Annotated in this window: 19 protein-coding genes; 5 read left to right on the top strand and 14 right to left on the bottom strand. The window is 39.2% G+C overall.

Features of this window, described 5'->3' with window-relative positions; translation table 11 throughout:
• Positions 1–9: 9 nt before the first annotated feature.
• The 8 genes from I6N96_RS04770 to I6N96_RS04735 all read right to left on the bottom strand — a co-directional run bounded on the left by I6N96_RS04770 (position 10) and on the right by I6N96_RS04735 (position 8,341).
• Complete coding sequence (locus I6N96_RS04770; RefSeq protein WP_209556372.1) at positions 10–936, bottom strand: aspartate carbamoyltransferase catalytic subunit; 927 nt, start codon at positions 934–936, stop codon at positions 10–12.
• Between the two features lie 230 nt (positions 937–1,166).
• Positions 1,167–2,480 (bottom strand): uracil permease, encoded by a 1,314-nt coding sequence (gene uraA / locus I6N96_RS04765; RefSeq protein ID WP_209556371.1) that lies wholly within the window; start codon positions 2,478–2,480, stop codon positions 1,167–1,169.
• Between the two features lie 95 nt (positions 2,481–2,575).
• Positions 2,576–3,118, bottom strand: coding sequence for a bifunctional pyr operon transcriptional regulator/uracil phosphoribosyltransferase PyrR (pyrR, locus tag I6N96_RS04760; RefSeq protein ID WP_209556370.1), 543 nt, complete (start codon positions 3,116–3,118; stop codon positions 2,576–2,578).
• 272 nt (positions 3,119–3,390) lie between these two features.
• Positions 3,391–4,293 carry an RluA family pseudouridine synthase gene (locus I6N96_RS04755; protein WP_209556369.1) on the bottom strand — a complete coding sequence of 301 codons (903 nt, stop codon included), beginning with the start codon at positions 4,291–4,293 and terminating at the stop codon, positions 3,391–3,393.
• A 48-nt stretch (positions 4,294–4,341) separates the two neighbouring features.
• A complete protein-coding gene (lspA, locus tag I6N96_RS04750; RefSeq protein ID WP_209556368.1) occupies positions 4,342–4,812 on the bottom strand; it encodes a signal peptidase II in 471 nt (156 codons plus the stop codon).
• Between the two features lie 216 nt (positions 4,813–5,028).
• A complete protein-coding gene (locus tag I6N96_RS04745) occupies positions 5,029–5,727 on the bottom strand; it encodes a CBS domain-containing protein (RefSeq protein ID WP_209556367.1) in 699 nt (232 codons plus the stop codon).
• Positions 5,717–6,109: a hypothetical protein gene (locus tag I6N96_RS04740; RefSeq protein WP_209556366.1), complete on the bottom strand. Its 393-nt coding sequence runs from the start codon at positions 6,107–6,109 to the stop codon at positions 5,717–5,719. The genes I6N96_RS04745 and I6N96_RS04740 overlap by 11 nt, the downstream gene beginning before the upstream one ends.
• A 561-nt stretch (positions 6,110–6,670) precedes the next feature.
• A complete protein-coding gene (locus I6N96_RS04735; protein ID WP_209556365.1) occupies positions 6,671–8,341 on the bottom strand; it encodes a formate--tetrahydrofolate ligase in 1,671 nt (556 codons plus the stop codon).
• A 180-nt stretch (positions 8,342–8,521) separates the two neighbouring features.
• Here I6N96_RS04735 and I6N96_RS04730 point away from each other — a divergent pair, with 180 nt between their 5' ends.
• Positions 8,522–8,722: a cold-shock protein gene (locus tag I6N96_RS04730; protein ID WP_209556364.1), complete on the top strand. Its 201-nt coding sequence runs from the start codon at positions 8,522–8,524 to the stop codon at positions 8,720–8,722.
• A gap of 139 nt (positions 8,723–8,861) precedes the next feature.
• Here the strand turns inward: I6N96_RS04730 and I6N96_RS04725 are convergent, their stop codons facing one another.
• A complete protein-coding gene (locus I6N96_RS04725; RefSeq protein WP_209556363.1) occupies positions 8,862–9,272 on the bottom strand; it encodes an Asp23/Gls24 family envelope stress response protein in 411 nt (136 codons plus the stop codon).
• A gap of 365 nt (positions 9,273–9,637) precedes the next feature.
• Positions 9,638–10,855 carry an acyltransferase family protein gene (locus I6N96_RS04720; RefSeq protein WP_347339063.1) on the bottom strand — a complete coding sequence of 406 codons (1,218 nt, stop codon included), beginning with the start codon at positions 10,853–10,855 and terminating at the stop codon, positions 9,638–9,640.
• Positions 10,856–11,118: 263 nt separating this feature from the next.
• Between I6N96_RS04720 and I6N96_RS04715 the strand changes: the two genes are divergently transcribed.
• The gene (locus tag I6N96_RS04715) at positions 11,119–11,340 is read left to right on the top strand and encodes a DUF4318 domain-containing protein (RefSeq protein WP_209556362.1); all 222 of its coding nucleotides are present in this window, start codon (positions 11,119–11,121) and stop codon (positions 11,338–11,340) included.
• A gap of 248 nt (positions 11,341–11,588) precedes the next feature.
• Positions 11,589–11,765, top strand: coding sequence for a hypothetical protein (locus tag I6N96_RS04710; protein WP_209556361.1), 177 nt, complete (start codon positions 11,589–11,591; stop codon positions 11,763–11,765).
• Positions 11,766–11,917: 152 nt separating this feature from the next.
• Here I6N96_RS04710 and I6N96_RS04705 read toward each other — a convergent pair whose 3' ends face one another.
• On the bottom strand, positions 11,918–13,267 hold the full coding sequence (locus tag I6N96_RS04705) for a glucose-6-phosphate isomerase (RefSeq protein WP_209556360.1): 1,350 nt from the start codon (positions 13,265–13,267) through the stop codon (positions 11,918–11,920).
• 348 nt (positions 13,268–13,615) lie between these two features.
• Positions 13,616–14,962, bottom strand: coding sequence for an NADP-specific glutamate dehydrogenase (gene gdhA, locus I6N96_RS04700; protein WP_209556359.1), 1,347 nt, complete (start codon positions 14,960–14,962; stop codon positions 13,616–13,618).
• A 290-nt stretch (positions 14,963–15,252) separates the two neighbouring features.
• Here gdhA and I6N96_RS04695 point away from each other — a divergent pair, with 290 nt between their 5' ends.
• Positions 15,253–16,539 (top strand): BaiN/RdsA family NAD(P)/FAD-dependent oxidoreductase, encoded by a 1,287-nt coding sequence (locus I6N96_RS04695; RefSeq protein WP_209556358.1) that lies wholly within the window; start codon positions 15,253–15,255, stop codon positions 16,537–16,539.
• Between the two features lie 237 nt (positions 16,540–16,776).
• The gene (locus I6N96_RS04690) at positions 16,777–17,208 is read left to right on the top strand and encodes a hypothetical protein (protein ID WP_209556357.1); all 432 of its coding nucleotides are present in this window, start codon (positions 16,777–16,779) and stop codon (positions 17,206–17,208) included.
• Positions 17,209–17,310: 102 nt separating this feature from the next.
• Here I6N96_RS04690 and I6N96_RS04685 read toward each other — a convergent pair whose 3' ends face one another.
• Both I6N96_RS04685 and I6N96_RS04680 read right to left on the bottom strand, forming a co-directional pair.
• The gene (locus I6N96_RS04685) at positions 17,311–19,065 is read right to left on the bottom strand and encodes a 1-deoxy-D-xylulose-5-phosphate synthase (RefSeq protein ID WP_209556751.1); all 1,755 of its coding nucleotides are present in this window, start codon (positions 19,063–19,065) and stop codon (positions 17,311–17,313) included.
• A gap of 79 nt (positions 19,066–19,144) precedes the next feature.
• Positions 19,145–19,543, bottom strand: a complete 399-nt coding sequence (locus I6N96_RS04680; protein ID WP_209556356.1) for a MerR family transcriptional regulator — start codon at positions 19,541–19,543, stop codon at positions 19,145–19,147.
• Positions 19,544–19,563 lie beyond the last annotated feature (20 nt).

The following is a 19,563-nucleotide window of genomic DNA, read 5'->3' as shown; positions in this document are numbered from 1 at the left end:
ACTTGCCACCTACACCTTTCCTGCTAGTACAGCTTCTAAAATAGCCATTCTCATATAAACACCATTACTCATCTGCTGAATGATTCTTGACTGGATGCTCTCAACCAGTGAATCTGCCAGCTCCACATCTCTGTTGATGGGTGCCGGATGCATGATGATTGCTTTCTTTTTCAAGCGTCTTGCCCGTTCGACAGATAACCCGTATTGCTGATGGTACCCTTCCTTTGAAAAGCTCTCTGTTCCGTCATGGCGCTCATGCTGTACACGAAGAAGCATCATGACATCGACTTTTTCTACAATGTCATCTAGTTGTTCGTATACACCATAAACGTCAAACTGAGGGTCATACCATTCTTCCGGACCAGAGAAAAATATCTCTGCTCCCAGCCTTTTCAGCATCTGCATGTTTGATTTTGCTACTCTGGAGTGAGTTAAATCCCCAACGATAGCCACCTTCAGGCCTTCAAAATGACCAAATTCTTCATAGATCGTCATCAGATCAAGCAGACACTGTGTCGGATGCTGTCCGCTTCCGTCTCCACCGTTGATGATCGAGCACTGAATCGTCTTGCTTTGAATCAACTCGTCGTAGTAATTCTCTTCCCCGTGACGAATGACTGCAACATCTACTCCGATAGCTGACATGGTCAGAACCGTATCATACAATGTTTCACCCTTTTGAACAGAACTGGTGCTCGCTTCAAATTCTATGACCTCAAGCCCCAGCTTCTTTTCTGCAACATCAAAGCTCTTGTGTGTTCGCGTACTATTTTCAAAAAAAAGGTTCGTTGCGAAATATTGTTTCCCCGCCGATTGCCAGACAGCTCCCTTTTTGAACTCCTGCCCTCGTCGAATCAACCCCATCACTTCTTGATCACTTAGTGCTTCAACTGTCAGCAGATGTTTTAAGCTGACACGCTCCGATGTATGAATCATTCGTCATTCCTCCTTGAGTATTTTGTAAATAAAAATCGGTTCATCTGTTTTGTTTTTATTTCATTTTTTGAGGTCCGCTATCCAGTATCTCTACGTCGATAAATCGACTAGAATAATGGTCCTCCTTGAGTATTTTGTAACTAAAAATTGGCTCATCTGTTTTGTTTTTATTTCCATGGTTACAAATGAGTGGTTTTAGTACACACCCACTTCTTTATAAAACAATCTAATCAAATATCTACTTCATTTTGAATTTCTTCGCTTCGGGCATGTTTTGGCAATACCAGATTCAACACGATTCCTAAGACTGTAGCAAGCGCCATGCTTGTTAGTTCGAAACCACCGATTTTCAGATAGGCGCCACCGATACCAATAACCATGATTGCAGAAGTGATTACTAAGTTACGCTTTTGATCATAATCAACCTTATTGTCAATCAGGATACGCAGCCCACTAGAAGCAATAACTCCGAATAGAAGAAAGCTGATTCCGCCGATGACCGGTGTCGGGATACTTAAAATCAAAGCGCTGATTTTACCAATAAAGCCTGCTAAAATAGCCAGAACTGCAGCACCACCGATGACATAAACACTGTGTACTTTTGTAATTGCCAGTACTCCGATATTTTCTCCATAGCTAGTTGTAGGCGGTCCTCCTGTAAAGCCTCCAATGATCGTTGATAATCCATCTGCAAGCAAAGTTTTATTCAGTCCAGGAGATTTAAAGAAGTCTCTTTTTGTGATTTTGCTTAAAACCATCAAGTGCCCCATGTGCTCCGTCATTGTAACGAAAGCGATAGGCGCCATACTTGTTAGGGCTGCTAGTGAGAAGCTTACATCGTAATCAACAAAAGGAATCTGGAATGCCGGCAAGCTGAACCAAGCAGCTTCAGATACCGGTGTCAGATCAACAATCCCTACGATCAGTGCAAAGACATAGCCTGAAACAATGCCTAACAGAATCGGAATCAAGCTCATAAATCCCTTTAGATACATATTGAAGAAAATAGTGATTCCTAATGTGAATAATGCCACCATAAAATATTTGCTGTCGTAAACAGACTCACCGCTTGCCAAGGTTCTGTACATCGCCTGATTTGAAGCAGTTGACGCCAGCCCTAGACCGATAACCATGATTACAGGACCGACAACTACTGGCGGCAGCATCGTATTGATCCAGTCAGAGCCAATCTTTGCAATAACTAGTGCAACAATCAGATAAACAATTCCCGCATAAACGATTCCCTGTGCTACTGCAGGATATCCTTGAGTTGCCATTAGCGCATTGATGGCTGAAATAAATGCAAAGCTGCTTCCCAGATAAGCAGGGACAGCTCCTTTTGTAATCAAGATGTACAGCAATGTGCCAACACCTGAACTGAACAAGGCAATACTAGGTTCTAGCCCAGTTAATATCGGTACCAATACATTTGCGCCAAACATTGTAAACAAATGCTGCAAACTCAAGCCCAGCCACTGTAAGGGCTCCGGCTTATCATGAATATCCAGTACAACATCTGTATTTCTAAACTTCTTCTCTTCCATTTATCTTCCATCCAACTCTCTATTCAACGATTGATTTTAGATTGTGTCTGAAAATTTTCAACCTATTGAAGGTTTTCAGACATATCCCATTTTCTTTATTCTGCACCCTTCTTGATCAAGATACGATCTTTGCCGTCAAGCTCTTCCATTTCTACAACAATTTCTTCTTTGATTGATGTCGGAATATTTTTTCCTACATAATCTGCGCGAATCGGCAGCTCTCTATGTCCTCGATCGACTAACACTGCCAATGAGATTTTCTTCGGTCGCCCCAGATCAATAACTGCATCTAATGCTGCCCGAATTGTTCTTCCAGTAAACAACACATCATCAACTAAAATCACTTGCTTGCCTTTTACTGAAAACGGAATGTCCGAAGAGTGAAGCTCCGGCTCCTCCAATGTATCATCCTCTACATCGTCTCGATATAAGGTGATATCCAGCTCCCCTACAGGAACATCAATATTTTCCAGCTGTTTCAGACGTTCTGCAATACGTGCTGCAATATAAATCCCTCTCGTTTTGATTCCCACCAGAACAATATCCTGAATCCCTTTATTTCTTTCGATAATTTCATACGTGATACGTGTCAGTGCACGTTTCATTGTTACTGCATCTACAACTTCTTTTCCTTGCATGTGAATGCCTCCTTATATAATTGACGCTTTATTTTGATAGTATTTATTCCTGTTGTTCCTTTAGATTCAGAGCTGTCCGGAACAATAAAAAAACTCCTGCCCAAGAAGGCAGGAGGATTAGCTTACTAGTTTACAAAAGTATACTGTAATACATACAGACCAACATCAAGCGCACCTGATTACATCTGCATGTGTCCTTCTTAGCCTCACGGGACTACTCTTAAAGGAATAATATTCAACTAGGGACAGTTTACCTCTTAATCAATAATAAATCAATGATTATTTCTTAATTGCTCTAAAGTTTTTTCGAAGACTTCAGGGATTGGAGAATTGAACTCCATATACTCCCCTGTTGTTGGGTGAACAAAGCCTAGTGTCTTCGCATGAAGAAACTGACCATTCCCCTTCAGCGTTCTTCTTGGTCCGTATAACGGATCTCCTGCTACTGGGTGGCCAATATATTTCATATGAACACGAATTTGGTGTGTTCGACCAGTTTCAAGCTGTAGCTCGATCAAGGTATAATCCTTAAAGCGTTCAACCACTTCAAAATGTGTAACAGCCGGTTTGCCGTTTTCTATCACATCCTGCATTTTCCGATCCGCTTTTGATCGACCAATCGGAGCATCGATTTCACCTTTATCGTGACCGATTTCTCCATGAACCAACGCCAGATATTTTCTGACAGAGGTTTTTTCTTTCAACTGCTCAGCCAATGATTCATGTGCTTTATCATTTTTTGCTACCATCAGAAGTCCGGAGGTATCCTTGTCGATTCGATGAACGATCCCGGGACGAATCACACCGTTTATAGAGGATAGGTCTTTGATATGATACATCAAGGCATTGACTAATGTTCCATTGGCATGACCGGCAGCCGGATGGACAACCATCCCCTGCGGCTTATCGATCACTGCAACATCTTGATCCTCATAGACAACTGTCAAAGGAATATCTTCCGCTTCAATAACCAATTCCACAGGCTCAGGAATCTTTATTTCAACCTCATCGCCGTTCTTTACCTTGTAGTTTGAACGAACGACTTCTCCATTTACAGTAACCATCTGTTCCTTCAGCCATAGCTGGATCTGCGATCTCGAATAGCTTACTCGCTCACTCAACACCTTATCGATCCTACCCTTTTCATCTTTTATTGTTACATTTATTTGTTCCATACTTTGCCATCCTTCATTTCTTCATAATACTCACTTATCAAAGTGTTCTTATGACTTTGCTTTATTTTTTGACGCTCGCTCATCCAAAATCAAATAGATGAACACACAGGCCACACCAATCACTAAAGACATGTCTGCCACATTAAAAATCGGAAAATCAATAAATTCTGTTTTGAACATATCCACTACAAAACCTAAACGCAGACGGTCAATAAAATTCCCTATTGCTCCTGCTAAAATCAAACTTAGCCCAATCGTAAACCATTTACTGCTTTTGATATTTTTTACCAGCAAGTAAAGCAGCACAGCTACAACTACCACTGTCATGATATAAAAGAACATCATTTTTCCTTCTAAGATGCTCCATGCGCCACCAGTGTTTCTAATATAGGTAAAAGAAAGAAATCCTGGAATAAAATCCTTCGTTTCTCCCAATTGAATATTGGCTACCGTTAAATACTTTGTCCACTGATCAAGTCCTACAATCAATGCACTAACAATCAGATATATAGCTAACAACTAAATCATTCCTTTACACCATTATTGTCCATATGAATCGCACGAAATAGAACATTACGCGATAAGCGGCTATTGAACTGCGTTTTTCAATAGCAATACTTTTGTTTTTCTTTTTCGTCGTATTCATATGAATGAATCGTACCAAATATTTCCTTACGCAATGAAGAGCAATTGCCCGAATATTTTTACAATAGCCGTTCTATTCCAAGTATCCATTTAGTTGTGTTCATACAAATCTCTTGGACGAATGATCCCCAGCAAGTTGCCATTAGGATCACCATCCTTTGTAATGAGCACAGCCTCCAGACGAACACGTGTTTCAAACATCTCTTCCACCTGGTAGACATTTGTTTCCTTATCAACAAATTGATAGTTTCCTTGCTTGTAATTATCGGTTAGAAGGTCTCCGGCGGTTTTCCCCTCTAAATGAATATTTCCGCCACTATTCACACTTTCAACGGCCATCCAAATGCCCAGACCTCTCACTGTGATCAATCCTTTAAAGTGTCCTGAATGGTAAATAGGAAATTGAGAGTATTGCTTTTTCGCAACGATTTTGAGAATTTCCTTCAAAGAAATATTCATTTCGAACCCGGTAACATGCTTTGAAAATCTTGGCAGTACCTTTTCAGGAGCAATCAACTGCTCCTCAATAGAAAGGATACGCGTCACAGCCCATTCATTCGGCTCAGCAATGACAAAATCTTTGGAAACTCGTTCATGGACAATTGCATTGCGCAGCTGTGCCAGCTGCAGCAAATCATTTTCCAATGGAGCTACCTGTGATTGCTTTTTCTTAGCCATTCTTCTGGTCATTTCACTGAATCCCATACCGGAAGGATTATTCAGCTGTTCCTTCAGCCACTTTTCAATTCGATTAAAGCTGTTCAAAAACTGTTCTGCGTTATGCCCCATCATCGATCTCCTTGATCACATATGCTTTTTTTAACATAAAAAACAAAAAGATAAAGTATAGCAGCACAAAAATCAGAATCGCTGCAATTGACATCCCCACAAGCGGAATCATAAGCATCAGAAAGAAAAACACTAGATAATTAGAGAGTAAAATCGGACTCATCGTAATTTCTATTTCTTTGTCTAATCCATCATTTTTCAAATAGAATGTGTCACTGCCTAAAAAATAAAATCGGACCTGTAATTCTGCTTCAGCTTCAGATACTTCAATCGTTTTTGTTGTATTATTCGCAATCATAAAGCAGGGTTCTCCATTCTTTAACACTTTGATCGGAGTAGCCATTCCATAAAAGCCCGTCCTGCGTGTTACATGAACATTCATATCTATCCCTCCATTATAACTCCTAACAAGTATATAATAAAAAGCCCAGATAGAAAAGAAGAACTGTTTCTATTTACCAATGAGCTCCTCTGATAAAAATAAAGTACCGAGAAAATAAAAAAACTGCTGACACTTTTTGTCGCAGCCGCTGTTGTCCCTCTGTTCAATTATGATTAGTTAGGTATTTGATCCCACAAAAATAGTCTGACAAGTGTTTTTCTTCTCTTCTTCATACACATCTGAATTGAGGTTCTTATGTCCACTCAACCCTTCATCGTTTAAACACTTGCCAGACCGTATTCAGTTAGTAAGGAGTTGCTCAAATTCCCACGTTCCTTTCTTGTTTGCCAGCACGGCTTCCGTCTTCAATGCGTCTTCGCATCGTTCACTATTCCCCTGTATGGCTTCTACAGGATTATTAGGGAATTTCTATTACCCCTTACATCTATTTTATACCATATATCGAATCGTTTTGCAAGCGCTTTACATCATAGGCCATTACCTAAAGTAAAAAACCCCTGATACGATTTTTTCATCCCATCAGAGGTTTTGATTTTCAATTTAGAATAGACCGATTGCATGACCATCTTTATCAATATCCATATTTAGTGCAGCAGGTTTCTTAGGGAGTCCCGGCATTGTCATCACGTCTCCTGTCAATGCTACAACAAACCCTGCACCAAGCTTCGGTACTAGTTCACGGATCGTTACGGTAAAGTTTTCTGGTTTGCCAAGCTTTGTTGGATCATCAGAAAGAGAGTACTGTGTTTTTGCCATACAGACAGGCAAACGATCCCAGCCATACTTGGTAAACGTTTCAAGCTGCTTTTGTGCTTTAGGAGAAAATACAACTTCCTTACCACCATAAATCTTTTGAACGATCGTTTCGATTTTTTCACCAAGGCCGATTCCCATTGAATAGATTGTACGGAAATCTGCAATTTGCTTTTCGATTGTTTCAATGACTGTCTTAGCCAGTGCTTCTCCACCTTCTGCACCTTTCTCCCAGACCTGCGTCAGTTCAACTGGAACACCTGCTTCCTCGCATAGTTCAAGCAGGATCTCTACCTCTTTTTTCGTATCTGTGACAAACTCATTTATAGCAACAACTACTGGTAAGCCATAGCTTTCCATATTTTCAATATGCTTCTTCAAGTTAGCAAACCCTTTTTTCAATGCAAACACATTTTCTGTGTTCAACTCATTTTTCGCCACACCACCATGCATTTTTAGTGCACGAATCGTCGCAACGATCACAACTGCATCCGGTGATTTCTTCAGGTTAGGCACTTTGATATCGAGGAATTTTTCTGCACCCAGATCAGCCCCAAAGCCAGCCTCTGTCACAACATAATCCCCTAGTTTCAATGCCGTTTTAGTCGCTAAAACACTATTACAGCCATGAGCAATATTCGCAAACGGTCCTCCATGAACCAAAGCAGCAGTGCCATAGATTGTCTGAACTAAATTTGGCTTGATGGCATCCTTCAGTAGAAGAGCCAATGCACCTTGGATCTCTAAATCACTGACCGTTACCGGTTCACGATCAAACGTATAACCAACAACAATATTGCCGAGACGTAATTTTAGATCTTCCAAACCTGAAGCAAGACAAAGTATTGCCATGATTTCACTTGCAACAGTGATATCAAAGCCATCTTCACGTGGTACACCTTGAATAGGGCCTCCAAGTCCGACAATGACCTGTCTCAGCTCCCGATCATTTAGATCTACTACCCGTTTCCAAATGATTCTTCGTGCATCAATGTTCAGTTCGTTCCCCTGTTGAATATGGTTATCCAGTAAAGCAGACAACGCATTATTTGCTGTTGTGATGGCATGCATGTCACCAGTAAAATGCAGATTGATATCCTCCATAGGCAGTACTTGCGCATAGCCTCCGCCAGTTGCGCCGCCCTTTATCCCCATCACAGGGCCTAAAGATGGCTCACGAAGTGCAATCACTGTTCTTTTTCCGATTCGGTTCAACGCATCTCCCAAACCAATCGTTACTGTTGATTTTCCTTCTCCGGCAGGCGTCGGATTGATTGAAGTAACGAGAATCAGCTTGCCGTCTTCATTCTTTTCCAAACGTTTCATTGAGGGAAAATCGATTTTCGCTTTGTAATTTCCGTATAATTCCAGATCCTCTAGACCTAAATCAACAGATTCTGCTACTTTTTGAATTGGTTGTAGTTCTACTTCTTGTGAAATCTCGATATCTGTCTTCATTTTTTCCTCTTTTCCCGAACTTTATGATGTCAATATTTATTTTCGTTAAGATATTCTCTATTATAACCCTTCTTTTTTCACTTTTCCATGATTATCTAATAGCTTTTCCAAAATATTGACGTTTTCATGGTTTGTCATTATAATGAGACTAGTTTCATATCTCAAAGGAGCGTGATCAGAATGGAAAAAGGTTTCGTCAAATGGTTCGACAGCAAAAAGGGTTACGGATTTCTTGTATATAACGAAGATGAAGAAATTTTCGTTCACTTCACCGCAATAGAAGAAGACGGTTTTAAAAATCTAGAAGAAAATCAAGAAGTAACATTTGAAGTTGTCGAAGGTACCCGCGGACTTCAGGCTGCTCACGTAAAAAAAGTATAATATGATAATTGAAAGAAGAACCTAATGGTTAGGCGCTTCTTTTTTTTGCGCTTGATGAGCAGTTTGACTTCTTCAAGGCACAAAAAAGGCTCAAAGCTTCCATAAAAAATGAAAGAGCTTTGAGCTTTTGCTTTGTTCACTATTTCTCCACTTCTGCTGCTTCATTATTGGACTCAGAAGATATCTTCTTATATTCATCTTTTGTGGTGATATCAGCAATATGAACATTTACTTCAACCACTTCCAGATTTGTCATCCGCTGAATCTCTTCTGACACGATTCTTTTGATTTCAGAAAATATTCCAGTAAAATCCTTACCAAATTCTACTACAATAGCCAAATCAACCGTCACCTGATTCTTTTCTCTCTCTAGCGTGACTCCTTTGTCAAAATCAGTCTGTGCCGCCAACGGTTCTGTTTGATCTGCTGCAAAAAGTTTGCCCTCAAGGGACAATACTCCGTCTACATTAGTCAGTGCAGACTGAACAATTACTTCAAGGACTTTTTCCTCAAATGCAAGTGTGGATGAATCTGCTTGTTCTATACTCATATCTATTCCTCCATCTTCTATTCTTCCCCCATCTGGGTATGATCTCTTATAATCAATAGTAAAGAAGGTGGAGAAAAAATACAAAAATATGCTTTTATCGATAAAGCTATGAGAATAAAAAACTGCCTCACTTGGGTAAATGAGACAGTAAAAGGAGTTTTACTCTATAAATAGAGTAAAGTAAAAAAATAAAAGGTTGTTAGATTTTTATTATAAACTTTATCGTACTATTCGTCAACTTATTTTTATTAATAATATTTCATACCATCCAATCAGATGAATAGAAAAAAATATCGCTTCGATTCATTTGCCTAAACAAATCAGTACCAATATCCAGCCGATAATAGATCAAGAACTGGAAAAAGCTATCCTAGAGAATAAATATTTCTCTTTCGTCTTAAAGAAATTAGTTTACTTATTAATGCAGCTAATATGATTATCTGACTAATTAACACACAGGATGCCAGTTCAAATTGAATCGGTACAGAAGCTGTTTCAAAAATATATATACAACCAACTATTACAGTTGTGAACACGGCTCCTGATAGGAATGAGGATAACCAGATACCTCTTCCCACCTGTTGCTCCTTTAGCTTTATAAGAAACACACTTAACAGATGTGTAAATAGATAACTCAAAAGAAAACCGGTCAATCCCTTATTGAAAAAAGAAAGGTTGAAGGCATTACCTATTTCAAACAAGATCACAATGCAAATTGGATGAATGAAGTAATAATAATGCGATAATGCTCTTAGCTTCACCGTATTGAAAGGCAACTTGATTTCACTCGTTATTCCCCATAAAAATAAAACAAAGCTAAAAGGAATCAGTACAATCAAAAAATTACAGTCTAGCCTCAGCATATTATAAACAATTACCCCTTCTAAAAACAGCAAAGAACCCAAAAAAAGGAGTGCCCATTTAAAGTATTTTTTAAATGTTAAAAGTTTCTGTTCATAATCATAAATAAAGAAGCCTATAGCAGTGAAGATCATTCCGTAAAATAAGCCATTCCTTGTCGTGAAAAACAAGTGAATAAACCCATCGAAAATTTCTTTTACCCAATCAATCGTAATCAAACCATAATACGTTTCCAAACTGCCGACAAAATAAAGTGCTGCAGCAATGAGAAAAATCAGTTTATAAGAAATATACTGACGAGCTTTAGTAATTATTACTACAGATAGAATGAATGCTGGAATATACCAAAGATGGTAATATGTGCCTGAATAAACCAGACCGAAAAGTAAGGCTGCGGGATATAGTGATGGACTAATAGATAGATTTTGGTTGATCCAATCCAAACCAATGGGTAGAAAGACTACACTCCAAAAAAGATAGTTCTTAAGCAAGTGAACGATTTTTCCTTTCAAGTTCCCCTCTTTGTTCACTGTACTTTTTCGAATGAAATACGCACTACTGATAAAGAACAGAGGTACAGCTATTCGACAAAGGATATTTTTAACTAGAAAATTGAACCACTCATTCCCACTAATTGGCTCGCTATGAATACAAACAACCATGATTGCCGCAATAAACTTCAGCAAATCGATCATTTGAATATTTTTCTTTGCATTTTCCACTTACTTGCCCTCCATTTGCTACCAGTCACTAGCTAACAGTTTAAAATAGTCAGTACCGTAAGTCCTCCGCCTTTAGAATGAACTTTCAATACAACTATTTCACGATTGCTTTCAACGTAACTATCAAAAATAGCTGAACAGCTTGTGAAGTCTGATAATCAAGCCAAGAATAATAATAAAATCCTAATCGTGTTATCATCGTTTTCTCTTTAATAGTGTATAATAGACATGCAACAGAACTTTAGAAAGCAGGATACTCTATTATGAAGAAAAGTTTTTTGATTATTCCCGATGAGATATTGGAAATCCCTATCAGTCCAGCTGCTATTCTTAGAGAAATAGAACGGTTTGCTAAAAAAAATAATGAGACCATTATTTTTAGAGAGAAGGTATCACCTATCACCTTTGAAATGGATGATAGGCTATATAAAGTCAGCATCAATTTTTCTCGGTCCACCCCAGTACTAAGCTGTAAGGAAATATAACTATTATTAAAAGTTCTGTTGCAACTCTCACTCTTACTATTTTTCATAACAAGCAAAGCAACATCCCTGTTCAGTTACTTCTTCAGCATAGTTTGTCTTTATTTCCTTCAAGTCTCAATTACTATTTCTTTTATTTCCCTATTTCGATAAAATAATCAATATTTTTTAAGAATAAATACAATTTTTCCTCTTTTTCATATTGACTCTCGTTATTTCTTAGTAGAGAATGATAATCAGGAGGTAGAATGATGAGAAAGATTATATTTGGGGTTGTTCTATTTATTGTTGCTTATATTTCGTATACTGTAGATCCAAATCTTTTCGCAATTTTCAAGGATGTAAAATCTCTGGTAAGACTAACGTTTGTATTAGCAATCATACTCATCGCATTTCGTAAAAAAATGAATCCTGATGAAAGCGAGTAAGCAGCTGCCCCTTCTATAATGCACTCAATATTTCCCCTATAGAATACGTGCTTTAATCAGCTTCTTCTTCAATTAGAAGATAGTTGAAAGTACAAAAATACCGCAAAGAGTTTTTACACTCTTTGCGGTATTTTTCAGTTAAATCAATCGGATTACAGACGTTCGTTCAATTCTTTCGCAAGATCTTCAAAGCCTGGTTTGCCAAGTAGTGCGAACATGTTCGCTTTGTATGCTTCCACTCCCGGCTGGTCAAATGGATTAACACCGTTCAAGTAGCCAGAGATTCCTACAGCAATCTCAAAGAAGTACATAACATAGCCAAGCGAGTAGGCATCCATAGTTGGTACTTTAACGATCATGTTAGGAACGTTCCCGTCAGTATGTGCTAACAGTGTTCCTTCAAACGCTTTAGTGTTTACATAATCGATTTCTTTCCCTTGAAGGTAACCCAAGCCATCCAAATCTTCCTCTTGTACAGGAATAGTCAATGTATGACGAGGTTTTTCAATTTTAACAACTGTTTCAAACAGATTACGCATGCCATCCTGAACGTATTGTCCCATAGAATGCAAGTCTGTTGAGAAGTCTGCTGCTGCCGGGAAGATGCCTTTTTGGTCTTTCCCTTCAGATTCACCATAAAGCTGTTTCCACCACTCAGAGAAGTAGTGCATTCCTGGTTCATAGTTGATCAGCATTTCAGTTGTTTTACCTTTACGGTATAGAATATTGCGTAACGCAGCGTACTGATACGCTTCGTTTTTCTGTAAATCAGTTGTTGACGCATACTCTTTGCGTGCATCGTTTGCACCGTTCATCAGCACATCAATGTCCGCGCCACTAACTGCAATTGGCAGTAAACCAACAGGAGTCAATACTGTGAAACGTCCGCCAACATCATCTGGAATAACGAAAGTTTCCCAGCCTTCAGCGTCTGCTTCAACTTTTACTGCACCTTTTGCACGGTCAGTTGTCGCATAAATACGCTTGTTCGCTTCTTCTTTTCCATATTTTTTGATCAATAATTCTTTGAATACACGGAAAGCAATCGCAGGCTCTGTTGTTGTTCCTGATTTAGAAATAACATTAACAGAAAAATCACGATCTCCGATCACATTGATCAAATCAGCCAAATAAGTTGAGCTGATACTGTTTCCGGCAAAGAATACTTGAGGTGCTTTGCGTTCTTCTTTTGTCAGTACATTGCTGAATGAATGCTGCAAGAACTCTATCGCAGCACGTGCACCTAAATAAGAGCCCCCAATTCCAATAACAACAAGCACTTCTGAGTCAGATTGGATTTTTTCAGCTGCTTTTTTGATACGGGCAAATTCTTCTTTATCATAGTTTTCCGGCAGATCGATCCACCCGATATAATCATTTCCCGCACCTGTTCCCTCACGTAATGCTTTATCTACCGCATCAACTTGAGTTTGCATATATTCCAATTCATGATCAGCAACAAAAGGTGCTAATTTGGAATAGTCAAATTTAATGTGTGACATTCCTTCTCCTCCTTGAAAATAAACTTAATACACTACTACTTTACGTTTTTTTGCTACTTTTATCAAGTAATTTATAAACATATAGACCAATTATAAAAGCTGAACAAGCTGTTCAGCTCATGAGCGATAAGACCAAGGGGCTTCATGATGCCTTTTATCATGAAAGACACTTGCCTTATCGTCGATTGAGCTAGCTTGTGAAGCTGGATATCAATAAAAGCTGAACGAGCTGTTCAGCTCATGAGCGATAAGACCCAGAGGCTTCATGATGCCTTTTATCATGAAAGACACTTGCCTTATCGTCGATTGAGCTAGCTCTATCATCTCACATTGCTGTTTCAAATAAATCTATACTAATCCTTGGCTAAGCATGGCTTCCGCCACTCGTTCAAAGCCGGCAACATTCGCTCCCAGAACAAAGTTGTTTTCCTGACCATATTCTTTTGCAGTATCCCGACATATTTCAAAGATATTTTTCATGATGTCATCCAGCATACCATCTACCTTTTCAAACGACCATGACAGTCGTTCTGAGTTCTGGCTCATTTCAAGGGCAGATACAGCTACACCACCGGCATTCGCAGCCTTCCCAGGGCAATAAAGCACATTATTTTCTGCAAACACATGAACAGCATCCAATGTACATGGCATATTCGCACCTTCTGCAACGATTTTCACACCGTTTTCAACTAGAATAGCTGCCTGTTCTTTATTCAACTCATTTTGAGTAGCACAAGGTAATGCAATATCATACGCTTCTTTAAGATCCCAAACAGATTGTCCATCATGATACACCGCATTTTTGCGTGTTTCGACATATTTTGAGATTCTTTCGCGTTTCTTCTCTTTTATTTCTTTCACAAGTGCAACATCGATACCATCCGGATCATAAACAAATCCGTTTGAATCCGAACAAGTCAATACAGTTGCACCTAGCTCTGCTGCTTTTTCCATTGCATAAATCGAAACATTCCCGCTTCCTGAAACCACAACTTTTTTCCCTTCAAAGCTGTCATTCAGATCATTCAGTAAATGACGGACAAAGTAAACCGCACCATATCCTGTTGCTTCCGTTCTAGTCTGGCTTCCCCAATAAGTCAATGGCTTCCCAGTAAGAACACCTGCGTCATAATTTCTGATTCGTTTGTAAGTACCATACAAGTACCCGATCTCTCTGGCACCTACTCCGATATCTCCGGCAGGAACATCTGTATTTGGTCCAATATGCTTATGAAGCTCTGTCATAAAGCTTTGACAAAAGCGCATGACCTCTCCATCTGATTTCCCTTTTGGATCAAAGTCACTTCCGCCTTTACCTCCGCCTATCGGCAGACCTGTTAAGCTGTTTTTGAAAATTTGTTCGAATGCCAAAAATTTCAATACGCTTAGATTTACACTTGGATGGAAACGCAATCCACCTTTATAAGGACCAATTGCTGAATTATATTGGATACGATATCCTCTGTTCACGCGCCAGTTCCCCTGATCATCCTGCCAAGGTACTCTAAATTGGATAACTCTTTCCGGCTCAATCAGTAGTTCTAAAATATTTGCCTCCGCAAATTCCGGATTTTTTGCTAAAAATGCTTCCATACTAGGCAGGAATTCATCAATTGCCTGCAGATATTCTGTTTGCCCGTTATCCTTTTCTCCAAGCTTTTCCCGAATTTCTTTTACATACTTTTTAATATCCATACATTCACCTTCCTTTAAGTTTGTTTTAATTTTACCCTAATTACTGAATTTTTCCACATATATTTACAGAAAAAGTGAAAATAAATATAAATCACGGCAAATTCATAAATGAAGCAGCTCTTTATTTTGCTATAGAACGGACAAAAACCATTTTTTTCTACAAAGTATTATTAACGAGTTCGGGACACAAAATAATTTCAACCCCCTTTTCGTGTGACGAATCTTAAACTGGTTTTATATAGTCAGAAAAGATTTTTATGGTACACTATTAACTGAAATGAGGGAAAAGAATGAATAAATTTGACGTGATAGTTATCGGTGCCGGCACCAGCGGATTGATGGCGGCAATTGCGGCAGCAGAAGATGGCAGTCAGGTACTGCTTTTAGAAAAAAACAAGCGGATCGGAAAGAAGCTTCTTTTGACAGGCGGCGGGCGCTGCAATGTCACAAATAGCCGTTCTCCCGAAGAAATCATCGCCCATATCCCCGGTAACGGGAAATTTTTATATAGTGCATTTTCTCAATATGATAATCAGGATATCATCCAATTTTTTGAGTCTAATGGAACTGCGTTGAAGGAGGAGGATCATGGCAGAATGTTTCCTGTAACAGATCGTTCTCAGACGATCGTTGAAACTCTCCATGAAAAACTGAAGGAGCTTTCCGTTACCTTATACACCGAGGCACCAGTAAAAAAAATTCTCAGGAACGAAAACCAGATTATCGGTGTTGCGCTTGAGAAGCAAAAAATCTATGCTCCCTGCGTCATTATTGCAACGGGCGGGAAAACATACCCCTCTACTGGCTCAACCGGAGATGGCTACAGATTTGCGGATAAACTAGGACATTCCATTGAGCCGCTTTATCCAACTGAATCACCGATTCGTTCTGAGGAATCGTTTATAAAGAAGAAAACACTTCAGGGAATCTCCTTACGAGATGTTCAATTGTCTGTTTTGAATCAAAAGGGTAAAGCAATCGTCTCTCATCAGATGGATCTTTTATTCACTCATTTTGGAATTTCAGGCCCAGCTGCTTTGCGTTGCTCCAGCTTTGTAAATCAAGCATTAAAGAAGAACCCGGGACAAGCTGTTCAGCTTTCCCTTGATATTTTTCCTGAAAGCTCGGAAAAGAAATTGTTTGCAGAACTACAGAAAAAAATACAGGCTGAGCCTGAGAAGCAGTTAAAAAATTCATTTCGTCAGCTGCTGCCGGAACGTTTACTGGAATTTCTTTTAGAGAAAAATCAGCTGGACGAGCTAAAGGGCAGACAAGTAACTGATCAACAGCTGTCCGATTTTATCAGCGAAATGAAGGATTTTCGCATCACTGCCAACGGGACTTTCCCATTAGAAAAATCCTTTGTAACCGGCGGCGGTATTTCCTTAAAAGAAGTTCAGCCTAAGACGATGGAAAGCAAACGGATGCAGGGACTGTTTTTCTGTGGTGAGGTATTAGACATCAATGGCTATACTGGCGGTTATAATATCACCGCTGCGTTAGTTACCGGTCATAATGCGGGGAAACATGCCGCTGAGATGGCTGAATATATGCGCTATGTGATTGATGACTATTGATAGCTAAGAGAAATACAGTTTTAGAATTCTTTAAATTCGTCTATAGAACAGACTATTATTTATCTGCTCGCATCCCCCTCAGTTGCTGTTGATTTAGCCACGGCAGCCGTTGAGTCTCATGGTCGTAGCTTGAGCTACAACCGAAGAACGAGAAAATAATTATCAGAAATCAGTCAAAAGGCTGATTTCTTTTTCTGAAAATCATGGGAAAATAGATTCATACAGGAGGTGAGCACTATGAAAATCAAACTAAAAAAACAAACACAATGGGGCTGCATGAAACCCTTGACCGTTTATGTAAATGACGAAAAGCAAGGAAAGCTATTCAACTGTATCTCAATGGATCTAAACGTCCAACCTGGAGATGAAATCAGCTTTAAAGAAGGGCCGCTACCAACATTCAAAAAAATCGAAGTCGCTTCTCATACAAAAGAAATCGTGATTACAAATTCAAATAACTTACAGCAATTATTCCTGAAGCTTATGCTATTATTCTTGATTCTATTTGTTTCTTGTCTGATGATTCAGTCTATGTTGACCTTTTCAGCACTAGGTGTTGCTTTACTTCTCGGATTCCTGTACCTTTTCAGAGTACAGTCTTACCGATTTGAAGTAGATGGACAATCTGAATGGCACAGCTTTTCAGAAACAATGCGACTATACAAGTAATGACACTATTCTAAACTATTCACTATATAAGAAAAAACGGTTGAACCTAAATATTGGGCTCAACCGTTTTTTTGCTCTCATACTCGCTTCTTTGAAACGACTCTAGTTCAATGCCTCTAATACATCTTCTGTAATCAGTTCTGGAAGTAGACGAAACTCTGTAAACAGCTCTTCCATAGTCTGATGATGATTAAATCGCTTTAATGCGCCAAAATTTAACACCTTCATGTCACTACATCCGTAATATCTACTGATTTTTTCACCATATCCGCCATCTAAGCTGCCATCTTCTAATGTTACCACTACCTGATGATTTTTCTGTAGTTCATTCAGAAGATCGGACTCAAAATAAGTGAAGGATCTTGGGTTGATCAATGTTGCTTCAATACCATGCTCCTTCAGATTTTCTACAGTTTTCTCACCTAAGGATAGGAAGCCGCCTGTAGCCAAAACAGCCACTTTTTTTCCTTGCTTCTCTACATGCCATTCTAAAGGATGGAATGTCTCTTCCTTAATAGGTGCAGATACAAAGCCTCTTTCCGGAATACGGATTGCCACTGGATGTTCTTTTTGCTCAATCGCCCAAGTCAGCATCGACCGAACCTCTTCCTTACTGGTTGGTGCTAAATAGATAATATTTGGAATACTTGTAATATATGAGATATCAAAGCTTCCTTGATGGGTAGGATCACCGCCACTGATTTTTCCACCCTTAATGATTATCACAGCTGGTAAATCATTGATACCCAAATCATGAGAAAGCTGATCGTACCCTCTCTGCAAGAAAGTACTGGAATGGAAAACAATCGGCTTCGCGCCAGACTTTGCTAATCCAGCAGCATAAGTAATTGAATGCTGTTCAGCGATACCCACATCGATATAATGTTCCGGATGCAGCTTTTGAAGCTCCTTCAAGCCAAATAAACCTGGAATAGCTGCAGTTATCGCAACAATTGGCTGTTTCTCGTCTTTGATTTTTTTATCTAGTACATCAATAATAACAGAATCATAGCTTTCTCCTGATCCAGTGTGTTTACTTTCCCCTGTTTCCAAGTCGAAAGGCATCTGCCAATGAAATCGTTCCTTATTCGCAACAGCTGGTATGTAGCCATGACCCTTTTCTGTATGGATATGAAGCACAATTGGTCTACTGCTGTTTTTTACAGCTTCAAATGCAACGATCATTTCTGCCACACTGTTTCCTTCTTCAACATATTGATAGTCCATGCCCAGCGCAGTGAAAAGGTTCGTTGAAGCATGTCCGTTATTTTTTCTCAGCTCAGCCAAATTGCGATACATACCGCCATAGTTTTCAGCAATTGACATCTCATTGTCATTAAGCACTACAATCAAGTTGGAATCTAATTCTGCCGCATTGTTCAACCCTTCAAGCGCCAGCCCTCCAGACAAAGAACCATCTCCCAGCACAGCAACGATATTTCCAGTTTGCTTTTTAATATCTCTAGCCTTAGCCATCCCAACTGCGAGACTGACAGATGTCGAAGTATGTCCTACAGTGAAAAAATCGTGGGGACTTTCTTCAGGTTCTGTATATCCGGTAACCGCCTTGTACTGCTCTTCAACTAGCCAAGCATCCTTTCTGCCAGTAACTATTTTATGAGAATATGATTGATGAGATACATCCCAAACGATTTTGTCTATTGGCGAATCGAAAACATAATGGAATGCTAGTGTCAGTTCAACAACACCAAGATTGGGGCCCACATGCCCGCCAGTTTGGCTTACTTTTTTCAAAAGCAGCGTTCTTATTTCTGCTGCTAATTGTTCCATCTCTTCAATTGATAATTTTTTTAAATCTGATGGTTGGTTTACTTTATTGATTAGTGTCAAATTGATCCGTCCTTTTATTAGTTATTTATTTTTATTAAGCTGAGTTATTTTTTATTATCACACATAGCTTAGGAAACAGGAGATATTATTCTGCTTTGTGAACAGGAGAATAGTCATAGCTGCTCTGTTTATCCATAGTTTCTTTTTCAGCCAGTTCCTGATGGATCGCTATTTTTCGATGCAAATAGCTCCGAGTCTCTTCTAACTCCATGATTTTTCTATCCAGCTCTTCTTTGGTTCTAGCCAACACCTGTAAAGAAAAATTGTGGTCATTACTATGAGCCAGAACCTGTCGAATATCCTCTAAAGACATGCCGACATTTCGATAATGAAGAATCGTTTTCACTCGAGTGATAGAATGCTCATCAAAATCACGAAAGCCCCGCTCATTTCTAGGAATAGCAACCAGCTTTTCCTTTTCATAAAAACGTATTGTATGGGTCGTAATGCCAAATTTTTCTGAGACTTCTTTGATCGTGATCATGACATCTCCCCCTTTCCTTT

It is taken from the genome of Enterococcus larvae (assembly GCF_017830045.1).
In the GTDB taxonomy this organism is placed as follows: domain Bacteria; phylum Bacillota; class Bacilli; order Lactobacillales; family Enterococcaceae; genus Enterococcus_L; species Enterococcus_L larvae.
The sequence above is the reverse complement of the archived record's forward strand: the minus strand, read 5'-3'. Positions and strand labels throughout refer to the sequence as shown.